The organism is Tepidimonas sp. HKU77, from assembly GCF_049728535.1.
Lineage (GTDB): Bacteria > Pseudomonadota > Gammaproteobacteria > Burkholderiales > Burkholderiaceae_C > Tepidimonas.
The window spans coordinates 1,728,773-1,743,509 of the sequence record NZ_CP187300.1 but is presented as its reverse complement, the minus strand read 5'-3'; the positions used below and the strand labels follow the sequence as shown (position 1 = coordinate 1,743,509).

At 66.8% G+C, this 14,737-nt stretch carries 17 protein-coding genes; 3 read left to right on the top strand and 14 right to left on the bottom strand.

Going from position 1 to position 14,737, the window contains the following annotated elements:
• Nucleotides 1–2: 2 nt before the first annotated feature.
• The 5 genes from flgF to flgB are packed head-to-tail and all read right to left on the bottom strand — an operon-like array spanning nucleotide 3 to nucleotide 3,626.
• The gene (flgF, locus tag ACPP3B_RS08385) at nucleotides 3–746 is read right to left on the bottom strand and encodes a flagellar basal-body rod protein FlgF (protein ID WP_299018854.1); all 744 of its coding nucleotides are present in this window, start codon (nucleotides 744–746) and stop codon (nucleotides 3–5) included.
• Between the two features lie 30 nt (nucleotides 747–776).
• A complete protein-coding gene (gene flgE / locus ACPP3B_RS08380) occupies nucleotides 777–2,045 on the bottom strand; it encodes a flagellar hook protein FlgE (RefSeq protein ID WP_299018856.1) in 1,269 nt (422 codons plus the stop codon).
• 39 nt (nucleotides 2,046–2,084) lie between these two features.
• The gene (locus ACPP3B_RS08375) at nucleotides 2,085–2,738 is read right to left on the bottom strand and encodes a flagellar hook assembly protein FlgD (protein ID WP_424858696.1); all 654 of its coding nucleotides are present in this window, start codon (nucleotides 2,736–2,738) and stop codon (nucleotides 2,085–2,087) included.
• 21 nt (nucleotides 2,739–2,759) lie between these two features.
• A complete protein-coding gene (gene flgC, locus ACPP3B_RS08370) occupies nucleotides 2,760–3,164 on the bottom strand; it encodes a flagellar basal body rod protein FlgC (protein ID WP_058615672.1) in 405 nt (134 codons plus the stop codon).
• Nucleotides 3,165–3,176: 12 nt separating this feature from the next.
• Nucleotides 3,177–3,626, bottom strand: coding sequence for a flagellar basal body rod protein FlgB (flgB, locus tag ACPP3B_RS08365; RefSeq protein ID WP_058615671.1), 450 nt, complete (start codon nucleotides 3,624–3,626; stop codon nucleotides 3,177–3,179).
• 165 nt (nucleotides 3,627–3,791) lie between these two features.
• On the opposite strand from flgB, the gene flgA reads away from it, so the two are divergent.
• The 3 genes from flgA to ACPP3B_RS08350 all read left to right on the top strand — a co-directional run bounded on the left by flgA (nucleotide 3,792) and on the right by ACPP3B_RS08350 (nucleotide 5,380).
• Nucleotides 3,792–4,559, top strand: a complete 768-nt coding sequence (gene flgA / locus ACPP3B_RS08360; RefSeq protein WP_424858695.1) for a flagellar basal body P-ring formation chaperone FlgA — start codon at nucleotides 3,792–3,794, stop codon at nucleotides 4,557–4,559.
• 93 nt (nucleotides 4,560–4,652) lie between these two features.
• The gene (gene flgM, locus ACPP3B_RS08355) at nucleotides 4,653–4,991 is read left to right on the top strand and encodes a flagellar biosynthesis anti-sigma factor FlgM (RefSeq protein ID WP_424858694.1); all 339 of its coding nucleotides are present in this window, start codon (nucleotides 4,653–4,655) and stop codon (nucleotides 4,989–4,991) included.
• A gap of 5 nt (nucleotides 4,992–4,996) precedes the next feature.
• Entirely contained in the window at nucleotides 4,997–5,380 is a 384-nt protein-coding gene (locus ACPP3B_RS08350; RefSeq protein WP_424858693.1) for a hypothetical protein, read from the top strand.
• 39 nt (nucleotides 5,381–5,419) lie between these two features.
• Here the strand turns inward: ACPP3B_RS08350 and ACPP3B_RS08345 are convergent, their stop codons facing one another.
• From ACPP3B_RS08345 to motA, 9 genes are all read right to left on the bottom strand, one after another.
• Nucleotides 5,420–6,139, bottom strand: coding sequence for an RNA polymerase sigma factor FliA (locus tag ACPP3B_RS08345; protein WP_058615667.1), 720 nt, complete (start codon nucleotides 6,137–6,139; stop codon nucleotides 5,420–5,422).
• Between the two features lie 50 nt (nucleotides 6,140–6,189).
• A complete protein-coding gene (locus ACPP3B_RS08340; protein ID WP_424858692.1) occupies nucleotides 6,190–6,828 on the bottom strand; it encodes a hypothetical protein in 639 nt (212 codons plus the stop codon).
• Nucleotides 6,821–8,368, bottom strand: a complete 1,548-nt coding sequence (flhF, locus tag ACPP3B_RS08335; RefSeq protein ID WP_424858691.1) for a flagellar biosynthesis protein FlhF — start codon at nucleotides 8,366–8,368, stop codon at nucleotides 6,821–6,823. Before flhF ends, ACPP3B_RS08340 begins: the two co-directional genes overlap by 8 nt.
• On the bottom strand, nucleotides 8,365–10,455 hold the full coding sequence (gene flhA, locus ACPP3B_RS08330; protein WP_424858690.1) for a flagellar biosynthesis protein FlhA: 2,091 nt from the start codon (nucleotides 10,453–10,455) through the stop codon (nucleotides 8,365–8,367). The genes flhF and flhA overlap by 4 nt, the downstream gene beginning before the upstream one ends.
• 23 nt (nucleotides 10,456–10,478) lie before the next feature.
• Complete coding sequence (locus ACPP3B_RS08325; RefSeq protein WP_424858689.1) at nucleotides 10,479–11,618, bottom strand: EscU/YscU/HrcU family type III secretion system export apparatus switch protein; 1,140 nt, start codon at nucleotides 11,616–11,618, stop codon at nucleotides 10,479–10,481.
• Between the two features lie 119 nt (nucleotides 11,619–11,737).
• Nucleotides 11,738–12,385, bottom strand: coding sequence for a protein phosphatase CheZ (locus ACPP3B_RS08320; RefSeq protein ID WP_299022344.1), 648 nt, complete (start codon nucleotides 12,383–12,385; stop codon nucleotides 11,738–11,740).
• 23 nt (nucleotides 12,386–12,408) lie between these two features.
• Nucleotides 12,409–12,795 carry a chemotaxis response regulator CheY gene (cheY, locus tag ACPP3B_RS08315; protein WP_299022347.1) on the bottom strand — a complete coding sequence of 129 codons (387 nt, stop codon included), beginning with the start codon at nucleotides 12,793–12,795 and terminating at the stop codon, nucleotides 12,409–12,411.
• Between the two features lie 24 nt (nucleotides 12,796–12,819).
• The gene (gene motB, locus ACPP3B_RS08310; protein WP_299022351.1) at nucleotides 12,820–13,806 is read right to left on the bottom strand and encodes a flagellar motor protein MotB; all 987 of its coding nucleotides are present in this window, start codon (nucleotides 13,804–13,806) and stop codon (nucleotides 12,820–12,822) included.
• A 44-nt stretch (nucleotides 13,807–13,850) separates the two neighbouring features.
• Nucleotides 13,851–14,708, bottom strand: a complete 858-nt coding sequence (gene motA, locus ACPP3B_RS08305) for a flagellar motor stator protein MotA (RefSeq protein WP_299022353.1) — start codon at nucleotides 14,706–14,708, stop codon at nucleotides 13,851–13,853.
• Nucleotides 14,709–14,737: the final 29 nt, after the last annotated feature.

Here is a 14,737-nt window from a genome sequence, read left to right as displayed (position 1 = left end):
CGTTAGCCGCCCTGCAACCCCAGCAACTGGGCGGCGGTCTGGTCATTCTTCTCGGCGTTTTGCAGCATGCGCATCTGCAGCTCGTACTGGCGGGTGGCGGCGATCATGTCCACCATCGCCGCGATCGGGTCCACGTTGGAGCCCTCCAACATGCCGTCGGCGAGCTGGGCCGCGTCGTCGGCCGGCAGCGGCTGCCCATCAGGGGCGCGAAACAGCCCGTCATTGCCCCGCACCAAGCGCTGCCCCTCGGGCGGCGTCACCAGCTTGAGGCGGCCGATCACCTGCGGGGCTTCGTTGCCCACCTTGGCGCTGACCGTGCCGTCGCGCCCGATGCCGACCTGGGCACCCGGTGGCACCTGGATCGGCGCACCGCCCGCGTCCAGCATGGGTAAGCCGTTGAAGCCAACCAGCGTGCCTTGGGCATTGACTTGCAGCGCGCCGGCGCGGGTGTAGGCTTCAGTGCCATCCAGCGCCTGGATGGCAAAGAAGGCGTTGCCTTCCGCCGCCACGTCCAACGGCCGCCCGGTGTGCTGCATCGCGCCCGGCTTGTCCAAATACCCGGCGGTAGCCTCCAGCGCGTGCACGCGCGTCGTGGCGCCCTCGCCGCGCAGCGGCACGGCACGAAAGGTGGACAGCTCGGCCCGAAACCCGGTCGTGGTGACGTTGGCCAGGTTGTGCGCGATGACCTGGTGCCGGTGCATGGCGGCCTTGGCCCCGGACGCGGCAGTGTAGAGAATGCGGTCCATGATTCACGCTCCGCGGGTTTCGGGCACTGATCAACGCAAGTTGACCAGCGTTTGCTGCACCTGGTCCTGTGTTTTGATGGTCTGCGCGTTGGCCTGGTAGTGGCGCTGCGCGACGATCATATTCACGAGCTCCTGCGTCAGGTCGACGTTGGATTCTTCGAGCGCGCCGGAACGGATCAGGCCAAATCGGCCCGACAACGGCTGGCCAATGATGGGGTCTCCGGACGCCTGCGTTTTTTGCCAGTAGCCGCCATTGATCGGCTGCAACCCCTGCACATTGCGAAACCGGGTCAGCATGACTTGCCCGTTGGCCTGACTGACCCCGTTGGAGTAGCGGGCCGTGATCACGCCGTCCTCTCCGACGGCGATCGACGTCAGCTCACCCGAAGGGTAGCCGTCCTGGGACACCTCATAGACGGCGAATTTGGAGCCAAACTGGGTGACGGTGGCCAGCGCGGGGTTGGCCGGATCGCCGAAATTCAACGCGACATCGATATCGTCCGCCGGCAAGCCGGGGGCGATGGCATCGGTAGCCACCTGGATATTCGTCAGCGAAAGCGGTAGGTTGGGACGCCCAGTCGTCGGATTGAAGTTGATCGTTCCGAGATTGGTTTCGACGGCCGGACCAGGCGGATCGACCGGCTGGTAGACCGACACGGCGTCCCATGCATTGGCCGCCGTCTTGATGAAGTAGATCTGCACCGGAACCGCATTACCCAGTGTGTCGTACAGATTGAGGGAAGTGCCGTACTGCTTGTTCTCGGGCGTCAGCGGCGCGCCGACCGTATCGACCTCGGCCCGCGCGTCCAGGTTCATGGTGAGCTTGAGCTCGGTCGATTCCTTGGGGTCGATATTCTTCCCGGTGGGCAGATTGAGCGGCACGGGTTCGACGGAAGTGGGCCGACCGGTCGTGTCGGTGGCATAACCCAGCAACTTGGCGCCGTTGTTGGTGATGATGTTGCCGTCGCGGTCGAGCTTGAACTCGCCATTGCGGGTGTAGGCGATCGAGCCATCGGTCAGCTCGACCGAGAAAAACCCCTCGCCATTGATCGCCATGTCCAGGTTGTTGCCGGTGATCTTGATATTGCCCTGCGTGAACATCTGGGCGACGGTGGCCACGCTCACGCCGATCCCGCCGTTGCTGCCGCCCGCCGCACCCAGCGAGGCGGCGTACATCTCGGCGAACTCGGCGCGCCCGGCCTTCATGCCCGTGGTATTGGCGTTGGCGATGTTGTGGCCGATGACGTCGAGGTTTTTGCTGGCAGCGTTCAGGCCTGAGAGTCCGGTGCCAAAGCTCATGGTGTGCTCCTGCGGGTAATCGAAAGAAAAAACGGCGATTCAAAGGAAGGCAAGGATTTGGTCGTAGCCCAGCGTCCCGCCATCGGTACGCAGGCGCAGGTTGCCCTCGACCAGACCGACCGACTGCACGCGGTGCAGCGCCAGCGGGGTGGCCGACACCGCCTGGCCACCTTGGGTGGCGACCACGCGCAGGCTGCGCACCCGGTCGGCCTCCACGTCGCCCAGGGGCCACTCGAAGGTCTGCAGCCCCGCGCCGCGCCCCCCGAGGGCGGTGGTGCCCAGCACCTCGCCCGCCGCGCCCAGGATCTCGACGGTGACGTTGTCGGCCGGGCCGGACAGCGTGAAGGCGCCGCGCGCCACCCCGTCGCTGACGACCAGGCCGTTGCCCTCGCTGGCCACCTGACGGCCCACCAGTTGCGCGCCCTGGATGGAGCCGACCATGTTGAACTGCGCCGCCAGCCCTTTGAGGGTTTCGTTGACCTGCTGCAGACCGACCACCTGGTTGATCTGCGCCATTTGGGTGGTCATCTGCGCGTTGTCCAGCGGGTTGAGCGGGTCTTGGTTGTTGAGCTGCGCGACGAACAACTTGAGGAAGCGCTCCTGCGCGGCCTTCGGGTCCATCGAGTCGGCCTGCGCGCCGCCGCGCGCGTTGTAGGCGTCGATCGCGCTCGAGCTCAAGGGGGTCATGAACATGGCGGTCACCTCACGCGGGCATCACTGGCCCATCTGCAGGGTCTTGAGCAGCAGCGTCTTGGCCGTGTTCATGACCTCGACGTTATTCTGATACGAGCGCGCCGTGGCGATCATGTGCACCATTTCCTCCACCGGGTTGACGTTGGAGTAGGTGACATAGCCTTGCGCGTCGGCGCTGGGGTGGTGTGGGTTGAAGACGCGCCGGTTGGGCGCATCGCTCTCGACGATGGTGCGCACCTTGACGCCGGCAGACGCCGGTTCGCCCATCGGCACCGTTTGAAACACGACTTGCCGCGCCTTGTACGCCTGGCCGTCCGGGCCCGCGACCGCATCCGCATTGGCCAGGTTGGACGCCACCGTATTGAGGCGCTGCGCCTGCGCGCTGATGGCGCTGCCCGAGACGTCGAAAATGCGAAACATCGACATGGCGATCTCCCGTCATTGCCCTTGGATGGCCGCCAGCATCGTCTTGACGTGGCCGTTGATGAACCGCAGCGTCGTCTCGTACTGCACGGCGTTGTCCACGAAGTTGGCGCGCTGCTGGTCCAGATCGACCGTGTTTTGGTCCAGCGACGGCTGGGTGCGCACGGTGTAGGCGGGGCGCGCGGCGTCAGTGACGCCGGCCGCGGCAGCGGTGCGCAAGTGACGCGGATCGCTGCCCGCCAGCCCCTGCAACGCCGACGGCACCGCTGCACTGGCCGTCGATAGGGTGGCACCGCGCTCGCGTGCCTGGGCCTGCAGCAGCGCAGTGCGAAAGTCGAAGTCGCGCGCCACGTAGCCGGGGGTCTCGGCATTGGCGATGTTGCTGGCGATGACCTGCTGCCGGTACGCGCGCAGCTGCAGGGCTTGCCCCAGCAAGTCCATGCGCTCGGTCCATCGGTTGAACATATCGGCCTCTACCCGTCGTCGGATGGTGGTGCGCGGTCCGCAGACCGCCTCGTTGCCTGCATTGTCAAAAACTTGAGGGCACGCAAAGCGCCGATAAGGCGAGGGCGCGGCTGGCATTTCCGGGTTTTGCCCGCCACGCGCTGCGCCTACAGTGCAGGGGTGAATATGGCAACCCCACTCCCCCTTGGCTGGCGACACGCCGTGCGGGCGTGGCTGTGCGCGGCAGCCGCGGCCGCCCTGTGGCTGGCCACCGCCCCAGGTTGGGCGGGCGAGGCGTCGGCGCCGGTCGGATCGAGCCCTTGGCGTGAACAGATGGGGCGCTGGCTCGACGGCGAAGTCGCACAGCAGCTCCAGGGCGCGACGGCGGATTTGCCCCTGCGCGCCGAGATCGAAGTGGGCACGCTCGACCCGCGCCTGCAACTGGCCCCGTGCCGGCGCGTGGAGCCCTACTTGCCTGCTGGTACCCGCCTGTGGGGGCGCAGCCGCATCGGGCTGCGCTGCGCCGAAGGCCCCACGCCGTGGAACGTCTTTTTACCGATTTATGTGCGCGTTTGGGGTCCCGGCTGGGTGCTGCGGCGCCCGGTGGCGCCCGGCGAGACGCTGGGCCCTGAACACGCCGAAGCTGCCGAGGTTGACTGGACCGCGTATCGCGAGGCCGTCTTGGTGCGCCCGCAGGATTGGCAGGGCTTGCAGGCCGTGCGTGGACTGGGAGCAGGGCAAGTGTTGCGCACCGGTGTGGTGCGTGCACCGCAGGTTTTCGAGCCCGGCAGCACCGTGCGTCTGCGCCTGGAGGGGCCCGGCTTCGTGGTGATGGCCACCGGCGAGGCGCTGGGCCACGGCCGTATCGGCGAGCCCGTGCGGGTGCGCCTGCCCAACCGCCGCATCCTGGTGGGCACGGTGCTTGATGCCCAAACGGTGGTACTGACCCTCTAATCCACACAAAATCTCGAAAAAGGGGTAAAGTCCGGGCTCGTCCCGCCGATAAAGCTCTCGAGCGTCCCCTCTACCCGGGGAGCGGAGAGTGCCATGAAAGTCAACAACTCGCCTGAATCCAAGTTCGGTTTGCCGACTCCGGTGACGCAGCGCACCGGGGAGGGGGTGAGTTCGTCCGCACGCGGCGCGCCTGCTTCCCCCGCCGAAGCGGTCAGCGCCACGGTCAAGTTTTCGCCCGTCACGCAGGCCATGACGAATGGCATCGCGCGCTCGGGAACGGACAGCTTCGATGCCGCCAAGGTCGAGGCCATGCGGACGGCCATCCAGAATGGCAGTTTCTCGGTCAACGCCGAGGTCATCGCCGACAAACTGCTGGGCAGCGCGCGCGAGCTGCTGGGCGTGGCGGCAGCGGGCCCGCGCCGCTCCGCTTGATGCACATGACCACCCGCTGCGGTGACCCCCTGACCCTGTTGCGCGAGGCGCACGAACAACTCGGCCATGTGCTGCAGTTGGCGTCGCGCCATGCGGCGGGTGAAGTGGACACCGATCAGTGGGTGGCCGCGTGCGCGGCGCTGGCGCAAGCGTTCGTGGCCGTGCGCGACGCGTGGGGCCGCAGCGCCCCGGGCCAAGCGGCCGCGCCCGAGGCCGCCCGGCTGCTGGAGGACATCGGCAGCCGGCTGCAGCAATTGCAGGAATTGCAAGCGCGCCTGTCGGGTAGCACCCGCATGGCACTGGCGCAGTTGCTGCCGCAGGATGCGCTGCAGGCGTACTCCCAGCTCGGGCGCTCACGCCCGACCACGGGGCGCGGCGGCTACGGCTGAATACGGGGTGTCTGCGCTTGCCCCGTCGGTGGGACGGGTTCAGTGCTCGCGCAGACGCGCTCGCAAGCGCGCGATCGCCTGTGAATGCAGCTGGCTCACGCGAGACTCGGTGACGCCTAGCACGGCCGCGATCTCCTTGAGATTCATGTCGTGCTCGTAGTACATGCTCATGACGTACTGCTCGCGCTCGGGCAGCTTGCCGATCGCCTCGACCAAGGCGGCGCGCATGCGCTGGTCCGCCAAAATGGCCTCGGGGCTGCGGTCGGCATCGTCGGGCAAGTGGCGATCCAGAAACCCGTCGTCGTCTTCGCTGCGCGAACCCAGGTCTTCCAGATAGACCAGCTGCGTGCCCCGCATGCGCGACAGGGTTTCGTGGTACTCCGCGAGCGACATGCCCAGCTCTTGCGCGATCTCGGACTCGCGAGGGGCGCGCTGCAGGCGCTGCTCCAGCCGGTGGATCGCGCCCTCGATGTCCTTTTGCAGTTTGCGTGAGCCGCGCGACATCCAATCGGCATCGCGCAGCTCGTCGAGCATGGCCCCGCGGATGCGCTGGCTGGCGAAGGTTTCGAACTGCACCCCCATCGACGGCTCATAGCGCGCCAGCGCCTCGGTCAGCCCGATCATGCCAACCTGGATCAAATCGTCGAGCTCGACGCTGGCGGGCAGACGTGCAATCATCAGGTGCGCCAGCCGGTGCACCAGCGGCGCATACTGGCGCAACTGCGCGTCTCGGTCGAGCGTGCCCTTGGGCGTGTACATCGAAAACTCCGGCGGTCGGATCGGCCGCGGTATCGGCACCGGACTGGACGTCAGCATGGCCGCCGTTGCTCCCCCGCAAAAGCCGGTGCTTCCAACACCCAAGCCGCATCCAGGATTCTGCCCAACACGGCCTGGGTTTCGGGTGTGACCGATCCCCGCGCATCATACCCCAGCGCCCAGACCATCGGAGCGACGCCCAGGTGGCTGTCGCAGGTGCGGCGCAGCGCCGACAGGGCTGCCTGCAGCGGCCCTGGCGCGGGCGCCTCGCCACCCCTCGCGACGTCGGGTACCGGATGGTCGCTGGGCTCAGGTAAGGCGATCACCACAGGTCGCAGGCCCATGCCGTGCAGGCGCTTGAGATCCTGGTAGGCCGCCACGAGCGCCGCCGGCTCGGCCGTCAACGCCACCAATGGCCGCCCACCATCGGTGGGCCACCAGCGCAACACCTCGTTGGCTGGCGCGTGCCACAGCCACGCGCCGCCGCTCGGCAGGTCCTCCGGCCAGTGGCCGGGTTCGCCCTCGACCACGGCGCACGGCATGCCCAACGCCTGACACCCCTGGTGCAGCCGCCACAACAACTCCAACGACGCCGAGCCGCGGGCGGCCGCGATCACGGCCAGCACGCGCGTCGGTGGCTGCAGGTGCCACGCCAGCAAGCCTGCCGCTTGGTCGCGGATCGGCTCAAGCATGGGCGGCCCCCTCGGGCTGCCAGCCCGACTGCACCGGATCGGTGAAGAAAAACGGCAATTCGGCGCTGGTGGGGTCGAACGCCGACTTGCCCCGCCCCCCCATCGACAGACGCACCAGCGCGGCGGCGTCGGGACGCTGCCAGTCCTCGGGCACACGCTGGCCGGTGGTCAGCCCGCGCAGCACGGCTTGGTGCCGGATGAGCGCGTCCACCGCCGGCCCCAGTTTGGCGGCCTCGTCGACCTTGGACAGGATCACGCCATGCAAGGGCGTGTCACGGTAGGCCTGAAAGACTTCGTCGAGCGTGTCACCGTGGCTGCCGGCGTTGACCACCAGCAGCTTGCGAATCTGTGGTGCTTGCAACAGCGCCATCATGTCCTGGATGCGCGGGTCTTTTTGCCCCAGGCCTGCGGTGTCGATGATGACCATGCGTTTGTTGGCCAACAGCTCCAGCAAGTCTTGCAGCGCGGCCCGGTCGTGGGCCTGGTGGGCCACCACGCCCAGCATGCGTCCGTAGGCGCGCAGCTGCTCGTAGCCGGCCACGCGGTAGGTGTCAAGCGAGATCAGGCCCACGCTGTTGGCGCCATAGGCCTTGACGCATTGCGCGGCCAGTTTGGCGGCCGTGGTGGTCTTGCCCACCCCAGTCGAGCCAATGAGCGCAAAGACGCCACCCTCGTCGCACAAGTGCCCTGGCTCGCGCGCGACGCGCAGATTGCGCGCCAACACTTCCAGCGTCCAACGCCAGGCATCCGCCGCGCCCAAGTGGGCCGGCAGGCGCTCGAGAACGGCACGTGCCACCGTGGGCGAATATCCGGCCCGGATGAACTTGAGCATCAATGGCGACTGGATCGGATTGAGGCGCGACTGCCCCAGCCATGCCAGGGTCTGGAAGCGCTCCTCCATCATGGCCTGCATGGCGGCCAGCTGTGCCTCGAGCCGGCTGGCGCGGGCCGCGTCATCGGCGGGCACGCGGCGCGGCGTGGCCGCCGCCTGTGGCGCGGACGCAGCGGGCGCACTGCGGCCAAAGGGCAGCACCATCGCGTCGTCGTCGCGCGGCGCCGGCGCTGCGGGCGCGCGCGCCGCGGTGGGGGCGGGCGCCGCCCGCGGAGGCACGGCGGGCCGCGCGGCGCCCGCCGACTCGGGCGCACGGCCCTGCAACGCCTCGCGCCGTTTGCGCAACATGCGCTCGCGCACATATTCCTGGAACGACAGCGTGCTCATGGCCAGCGTCTCGCTGTCTTGGGCCACCGTGCTGTCAGGCGACACCGGGGGCAGCTGCGCTGCCGCCCGCTGTTGCAGGCCGAGTGTGGCGCGTGCCGAGCGTGGCGTCGGTGTCTCCGGTAACGTGGCACGGCTCGCCTGCGCCGCCGGCGTAGCCACCTGCGCGGCGATGGCGGAGAGCTGCTCCTCCGAGGTTGCCACGACCTCGAAACCAGCGTCGGTGGATCGGCTCGACAGGATCACGGCGTGATCGCCAAAAGCGGCGCGCGCCAGCGCCATGGCCTCGCGCGAGTTGGGGGCGACGAATCGTTGCGCGTTCATGCGGGCTCTCCAATGATCGGGCCGATGCGAATGGTGTGGGTATCAGGGATTTCGCTGTGGGCCAACACCTGCAGCCGGGGGGCGGCGCGCTTGAGCAGCCGGGCGATGGCCTGCCGGATGGCGTCGGGCACCAGCAGCACGGCGGGCACGCCGCTTTCCTCTTGCCGCGCCGCCACCTTGGCGGCCGACTGCGTGAGCATGTCGGCGATGCCAGGGTCGAGCGCGCTCATGCCTTGCCCACCGAGCGCCTGGGTCAACAGGCGCTCCAGGCCCGGCTCGATGGCAATGACTTCCAGCTCCTGCACCGGGCCATAGATCTGCTGCACGATGGCCGGCGACAGCGCCTGGCGCACCCGCCGCGTGAGCTCGATCGGGTCTTGCGTCTGGCCGGCGTGCTCGGCCAGCGTCTCGACGATGGTACGGATATCGCGGATGTGCACGCCTTCCTCCAGCAGTAACTGCAGCACTTTCTGGAACACGCCGATGGGCACCATGGCCGGAATCACTTCTTCGATCAGTTTGGGCGCCAGCTTGCGCACGTGCTCGACCAGTTCCTGTACCTCGGTGCGGCTGAGCAGCTTGGCGGCGTGGACCTGCATCAAGTGTGACAAATGCGTGGCCAACACGGTCTCGGCATCAACCACGGTGTAGCCCGCCATTTGCGCGCTTTCACGCTGACGCTCGTCGATCCAGGTGGCCGGCAGGCCAAATGCGGGGTCGCTGGTGGCCTGGCCGATGAGCGGCGTGCGGATGTGCCCTGGATTGATCGCCAGATACTGGCCCGGAAACACCTCGCCTTCACCCACCACCACGCCGCGCAGCGTGATGCGGTAGCCGCTGGGCTTGAGCTCCAGGTTGTCGCGCACGTGCACCGGTGGAGGCAAAAAGCCCACCTCTTGCGCGAATTTTTTGCGTACCCCCTTGATACGGGTCAGCAAGTCGCCCCGCCGGTTGCGGTCCACCAGGGCGATCAGCCGGTAGCCCAGCTCCAGCCCCAACAGATCCACGGGCTGCAAGTCGTCCCAGGTGGCCTCGGTCTCGGCAGGCGCTTGCGCGGCCTGCTGGGCCGCCAGCTCCTGCGGCGAGGGCTGGCGGCGTTGGCGTGCCAACCAGTAAGCCACCGAACCGATCACCGTGGCAAAGAAGAGGAACACACCATTGGGCATCCCCGGCACGATGCCCAGCAACCCCAGAACCCCGGCCGTCACGCCCAGCACCTTGGGCGAGTCGAAGAGCTGGGTCACGATCTGCTCGCCCAGATCCTCTTCCTTGCCCACGCGCGAGACCACCATGGCTGCTGCCACGGAAATGAGCAGACCCGGCACCTGTGCCACCAGCGCGTCGCCGACCGACAGCGTGATGTAGGTGTGCGCCGCCTGCTGCAGCGACAGGTCGTGCTGCAGCATGCCGATGGCAAAGCCACCGACGATGTTGATGAGCAGGATCAAGATCCCGGCGATCGCATCGCCGCGCACGAACTTGGACGCACCGTCCATATTGCCGAAGAAGTCCGCCTCCTCGGCGACCTCGGCACGCCGGCGCTTGGCTTCGGCCTGATCGATCAGCCCGGCGTTGAGGTCGGCGTCGATGGCCATCTGCTTGCCGGGCATCGCATCCAACGTGAAGCGCGCGCCCACTTCGGCGATGCGCTCGGCACCCTTGGTGATGACGATGAAGTTGATCACCACCAAAATCAGAAAGACGATCAGACCGACCGCGAAGTTGCTGCCGATCAAAAAGGTCCCGAAGGCCTCGATCACCGCCCCCGCGGCCCCGGGCCCGGTGTGCCCCTCCATCAGCACGACACGGGTGGACGCCACGTTGAGCGACAGCCGCAACAGCGTCGTGATCAGCAACACGGTCGGGAACACCGCAAAGTCCAGCGCGCGCCGCATGTAGGCCGCCACCATCATCACGGTCAGCGCAATCGCGATATTGAGCGTGAAAAACGTATCCAACAGCCACGGTGGCAGCGGCAACACCAGCATGGCCAGCACCAGCATCACCAGCACCGGCGCGGCCAGCGCCTGACCGTGCCCGCGCAGCGGGCCCAGCGACTGTTGCAGCGATTGCAAAACGGCGTTCATGGTGGGATGGGTTCAGACCAGGATCAGGGGGTGGCGCGGCCGTGCAGCGGGTCCAGTTCGACCGGCACCTGCGGCTGCGGCGGCTTGGGCATGGGGCCCTGACCGCGCAACGCGGCGCGCAACCGATAGACGTAGGCCAGCACCTGGGCCACCGCGGTGTAGAGCGCCGCGGGCACGGGTTGATCCAGCTCGGTGTGGGCGTAGAGGGCGCGCGCCAGCATGGGCGACTCCAGCACCGGCACCTTGGCGTCACGGGCGACGTCGCGGATGCGCAGCGCCAACAGATCGGCCCCTTTGGCGATCACGTGCGGCGCCCCCATGGTGCGCTCGTCGTAACGCAGTGCCACTGCGTAGTGGGTCGGGTTCATGACCACCACGTCGGCCTCGGGCACGCGCCGGATGCTCTGGCCATACGCGATCTCGCGCGCGCGCTCACGGCGCTTGCTCTTGACTTGCGGGTTGCCCTCGGTCTCCTTGTGCTCGTCCTTGACCTCTTGCAGCGACATGCGCAGACGGTGGCGGTAGAGGTATTGCTGCAACGGGACGTCCACCAACGCCACCAGCAACACCACCGTCAACAGCCAGGCGACCCCGACCATGAACCATTCGCCGGTCTGTACCAGCGCCGACTCCAGCGGACGCAACAGCAGGGTGGCGAACGCCTGCAGGTGCGATTCGACGTACAGCGCCCCGATCAGACCGATGAGCGCCGTGATCGCCAGCAGCTTGATCACCTCCACCATCTGCTGGCGCGAAAACAGGCGCTGCAGACCGCTGATCAGACCGATCTTGGACCACTGGGGCAGCAGCGGCTTGGCGCTCAGGGCGTAGGAGCCCGCCGCGACCAGCGCCAGCACGACCAGCGCCACCAGCGCCAGCCCCAGCGGCAGGTAGTAGCCCAGCGCCAATTGCAGACCGTCGGCCAGGCGCTCCAACATCAGGCGCGGCTCGCGCACGCTGGCCCCGTCGAAGCGCAGCCCCTCGCGCATCGCGCCACGCAGCCGCTCGTAAGCCCACGGCAGCGTCACCCACAGCAACACCAAGCCACCGCCCAACACCACCAGGTGCGTCAGATCCCGCGAACGCGGCACCTGCCCCTCCTCGCGCGCCTTTTGCAAGCGACGCGGGGTGGCGGGTTGGTTTTTGTCTTGGGTCGATTCCATGGCGGCCGAGCGGTGGCTGTCGGCCGCATTGTCCGGGGCGGGATCGGATTTCTAAAGCGCCAAAAGGCGCGAGAAACCCGCCACTTCCCGGCTTGTCCGCCGTGCGGGGCGGGCAGACGTCAAAAACCGAGGCTGGCCAGCAGGTCGTCCACCTGCGCCTGGCTGGTCACGACGTCCGAGCGCCCTTCCGGGTTGACGACCGGACCCGATAGCTCGGGGTGGCGCGCCGACTCGGGCGCGGCGGGCGTGTTGGCGGATTCGCTGCCCGCCGAGGGTGCCGTCTCGATCAACAATTGCAGCAGCTGCTGCTCCAGCGTTCCGGCCAGCGCCACCACTTTTTTGATCACCTGGCCCGTCAGGTCGTGGAAGTCCTGCGCCATCATGATCTCGGTCAGGTGGTGGTCGGTGCGCTCGGCCGCTGCTTGAATCTCGCTCGACCACTGCAGCAACTCGGGCATGGCCCACTTCAGCCCCGGCACCGCGCCGATGGTCTCGACCAACTGACGGCTGCTGTCGATGACCTTTTGCTGCTCGGCCTTGGCTTCGTCCACCCGGTTGAGCACCTTTTCTGCCGCCTCGCCCGTCAGGCGCGCGATGTACTCCAGGCGGCTGCGCGCGTCCGGCAATTCGCCGACCGCGTCTTTGAGCGCGGGCATGTAGCCGAGTGCCTTGAGCGCCTCGTGCAGCTCGCGGGTGATCTCGCCCAGACGCTGATAAATGTCACCCTTGCCGTCGGCCTTGGGCGCATGGGATGCGGTGTCGGTCATGCCCTCCCCTCCGGATACCGTGTTCACGCCCAGCCCATCTTGCGGAAGATGTTGGTGAGCTTTTCTTCGAGTGTCGCTTTGGTAAAGGGCTTGACGATGTAGCCCGCCGCCCCGCCCTGTGCCGCTGCGATGATGTCTTCCTTGCGCGCCTCGGCGGTCACCATCAGCACGGGGATGTGCTTGAGCTTGTCATCACTCTTGATCTGGGTGAGCAGCTCGAAGCCGTTCATGTTCGGCATGTTGATGTCGGTGATCACCATGTCGAACTTGCCGTTGCGCAGCTTGTGCAGGGCAACCGAGCCGTCTTCGGCCTCGTCGGCGTCGGCATGGCCCAGCTCCTTGAGCAGGTTGCGCACGATACGCCGCATCGTGGAAAAGTCGTCGACAATCAAAAAACGCACATCGGCCATGAAAGACTCCGTCCCGGACAGGCCTTAGTTTAAGGGCATGGGCCGCCCACCGGCAGCCGGTGTTTTCGCGGGGGTCGCGCTCGCTGCCCCCTGCACCGCGGCGCGGGCAGCGTCTTCGTCCTCGACCGCCGGGGCCGCCTCCAGTGACTTGGACATACGCTCCTCCGCCTCGCGCGTCAGCACCAAGATGCTGATGCGGCGGTTGCGCGGATCATACGGGTTGTCGGGGAACAGCAGCTGCTTGTCGGCCATGCCGACCACACGCGCGAGCTTGCCCTCTGGCAGGCCGGCGGCCACCAGCTCGCGCCGGCTGGCATTCGCCCGATCGGCCGATAGCTCCCAGTTGCTATACGCCCGCTCCCCGCTGCCATACGGCGTGGCGTCCGTGTGCCCCGAGAGCGAAATGCGGTTGTCGACTTCCATCAGCGCCTGCGCAATGGCACGCAAGATGTCGCGCATGTAGGGCTTGACCAGGGCACTGCCGGTGTCGAACATGGCGCGCTTCTGGTCGTCGACGATCTGGATGTTGAGCCCGTCTTGCACCATCTCCAGCCGGATTTGATTTTTGAACTCGGCCAGCTGCGGGTTGGCGTTGATGATGTTCTCGAGTTTTTCGCGCAGCGTCGCGATGCGCTGCTTGTCCTGGCGAATCGCCTCGGCGCGCGCGAGCTGCGCCCCGATTTCGCGCACCTTGTCCTCGATATTGCCGCTGGCGTCCTCACCCACGCTCTTGGTCAGGTCGTCGCCGCCACCGTCCAGAATGCTGGTGGCGCCGCCCGAGCCGGGGCCGCCAAACAGCATAACCTTCAGCGGCTGGTTGAAATAATCCGCAATGCCCTTGCGGTCGCCCTCGGTGGTCGAGCCGAGCAGCCACATCAGCAGGAAAAAAGCCATCATCGCCGTCACGAAGTCGGCGTAAGCGATCTTCCAGGCGCCGCCGTGTGCGCCATGCCCGCCTTTCTTGACGCGCTTGACGATGATGGGTTGCAGCGGCTTGCCGGACGAGGCCATGATGGACGCGATGCGAGGTCAGGGCGATGGGCGGAATCTCACCGTCATTTTTTCTTGACGTGCGCCTCTAGCTCACTAAAAGTCGGGCGTTGGTCGGAAAACAGCACCTTGCGGCCAAACTCGATCGCCGTCATGGGAGCGTAGCCCTGCATGCTGGCCAACAGGGTGGTTTTGATGCACTGGAATTCCTTGCTGGATTCCTCCACCTTTTGTTCCAACAGGCTGGCCAGCGGCTCGGCGAACGCATACGCCAGCAAGATGCCGAGGAACGTACCCACCAGCGCCGAGCCGATCATCCCTCCCAGCACGGCCGGGGGCTGCCCGACCGAGCCCATCGTATTGACCACGCCCAACACCGCAGCCACGATACCGAACGCAGGCAACGCGCCGGCGAGCCGCTGCAGCGCCGCCACCGCCGCGTGCTCTTCGGCGTGGTGGGTGTCGAGTTCCGCATCCATGATGGACTCGATCTCATGCGCGTTGAGGTTGCCTGAAACCATCAAACGCAGGTAGTCGGTGATGAACTCGACCGTGTGATGGTCGCTGGCAATCGTCGGGTATTTCTGGAACAGCGGCGAGGCATCCGGATTTTCCACATCGCCCTCGATGGCCATCAACCCTTCTTTGCGCGCTTTTTGCAGGATGTCGAACAGCAAGCCCAACAGGTCCATGAAGCGCGCCTTGGTGTACTTGGACCCTTTGAAGCACGCCCCCAGCCCGCGCCCGACGCCCTTGAGCACCTTCATCAGGTTACCGGCGATGAACGCGCCGATCGCTGCCCCGAAAATGGTGGCCATCTCGAACGGCAGCGCTTTCAGGATGACCCCGATGTTGCCACCGTGGATGATGAAGACACCGAAGATGCAGATCAGGACGATCAGCCAGCCGACGATGACGAACATAGGCGCTATCCTGCCTCAGGAAAGTGACG

Excerpts from the sequence above, each read along its gene's own strand:
- flgM (WP_424858694.1), top strand. The coding sequence starts at position 4,653 with ATGAAAGTCAACAACTCGCCTGAATCCAAGTTCGGTTTGCCGACTCCG.
- motB (WP_299022351.1), bottom strand. The coding sequence starts at position 13,806 with ATGGCCTCGTCCGGCAAGCCGCTGCAACCCATCATCGTCAAGCGCGTC.
- cheY (WP_299022347.1), bottom strand. The coding sequence starts at position 12,795 with ATGGCCGATGTGCGTTTTTTGATTGTCGACGACTTTTCCACGATGCGG.
- ACPP3B_RS08350 (WP_424858693.1), top strand. The coding sequence starts at position 4,997 with ATGACCACCCGCTGCGGTGACCCCCTGACCCTGTTGCGCGAGGCGCAC.
- flgA (WP_424858695.1), top strand. The coding sequence starts at position 3,792 with ATGGCAACCCCACTCCCCCTTGGCTGGCGACACGCCGTGCGGGCGTGG.
- motA (WP_299022353.1), bottom strand. The coding sequence starts at position 14,708 with ATGTTCGTCATCGTCGGCTGGCTGATCGTCCTGATCTGCATCTTCGGT.
- ACPP3B_RS08320 (WP_299022344.1), bottom strand. The coding sequence starts at position 12,385 with ATGACCGACACCGCATCCCATGCGCCCAAGGCCGACGGCAAGGGTGAC.
- flgF (WP_299018854.1), bottom strand. The coding sequence starts at position 746 with ATGGACCGCATTCTCTACACTGCCGCGTCCGGGGCCAAGGCCGCCATG.
- flhA (WP_424858690.1), bottom strand. The coding sequence starts at position 10,455 with ATGAACGCCGTTTTGCAATCGCTGCAACAGTCGCTGGGCCCGCTGCGC.
- ACPP3B_RS08340 (WP_424858692.1), bottom strand. The coding sequence starts at position 6,828 with ATGCTTGAGCCGATCCGCGACCAAGCGGCAGGCTTGCTGGCGTGGCAC.
- flgE (WP_299018856.1), bottom strand. The coding sequence starts at position 2,045 with ATGAGCTTTGGCACCGGACTCTCAGGCCTGAACGCTGCCAGCAAAAAC.
- ACPP3B_RS08345 (WP_058615667.1), bottom strand. The coding sequence starts at position 6,139 with ATGTACACGCCCAAGGGCACGCTCGACCGAGACGCGCAGTTGCGCCAG.
- ACPP3B_RS08325 (WP_424858689.1), bottom strand. The coding sequence starts at position 11,618 with ATGGAATCGACCCAAGACAAAAACCAACCCGCCACCCCGCGTCGCTTG.
- flgB (WP_058615671.1), bottom strand. The coding sequence starts at position 3,626 with ATGTTCAACCGATGGACCGAGCGCATGGACTTGCTGGGGCAAGCCCTG.
- ACPP3B_RS08375 (WP_424858696.1), bottom strand. The coding sequence starts at position 2,738 with ATGTTCATGACCCCCTTGAGCTCGAGCGCGATCGACGCCTACAACGCG.
- flgC (WP_058615672.1), bottom strand. The coding sequence starts at position 3,164 with ATGTCGATGTTTCGCATTTTCGACGTCTCGGGCAGCGCCATCAGCGCG.
- flhF (WP_424858691.1), bottom strand. The coding sequence starts at position 8,368 with ATGAACGCGCAACGATTCGTCGCCCCCAACTCGCGCGAGGCCATGGCG.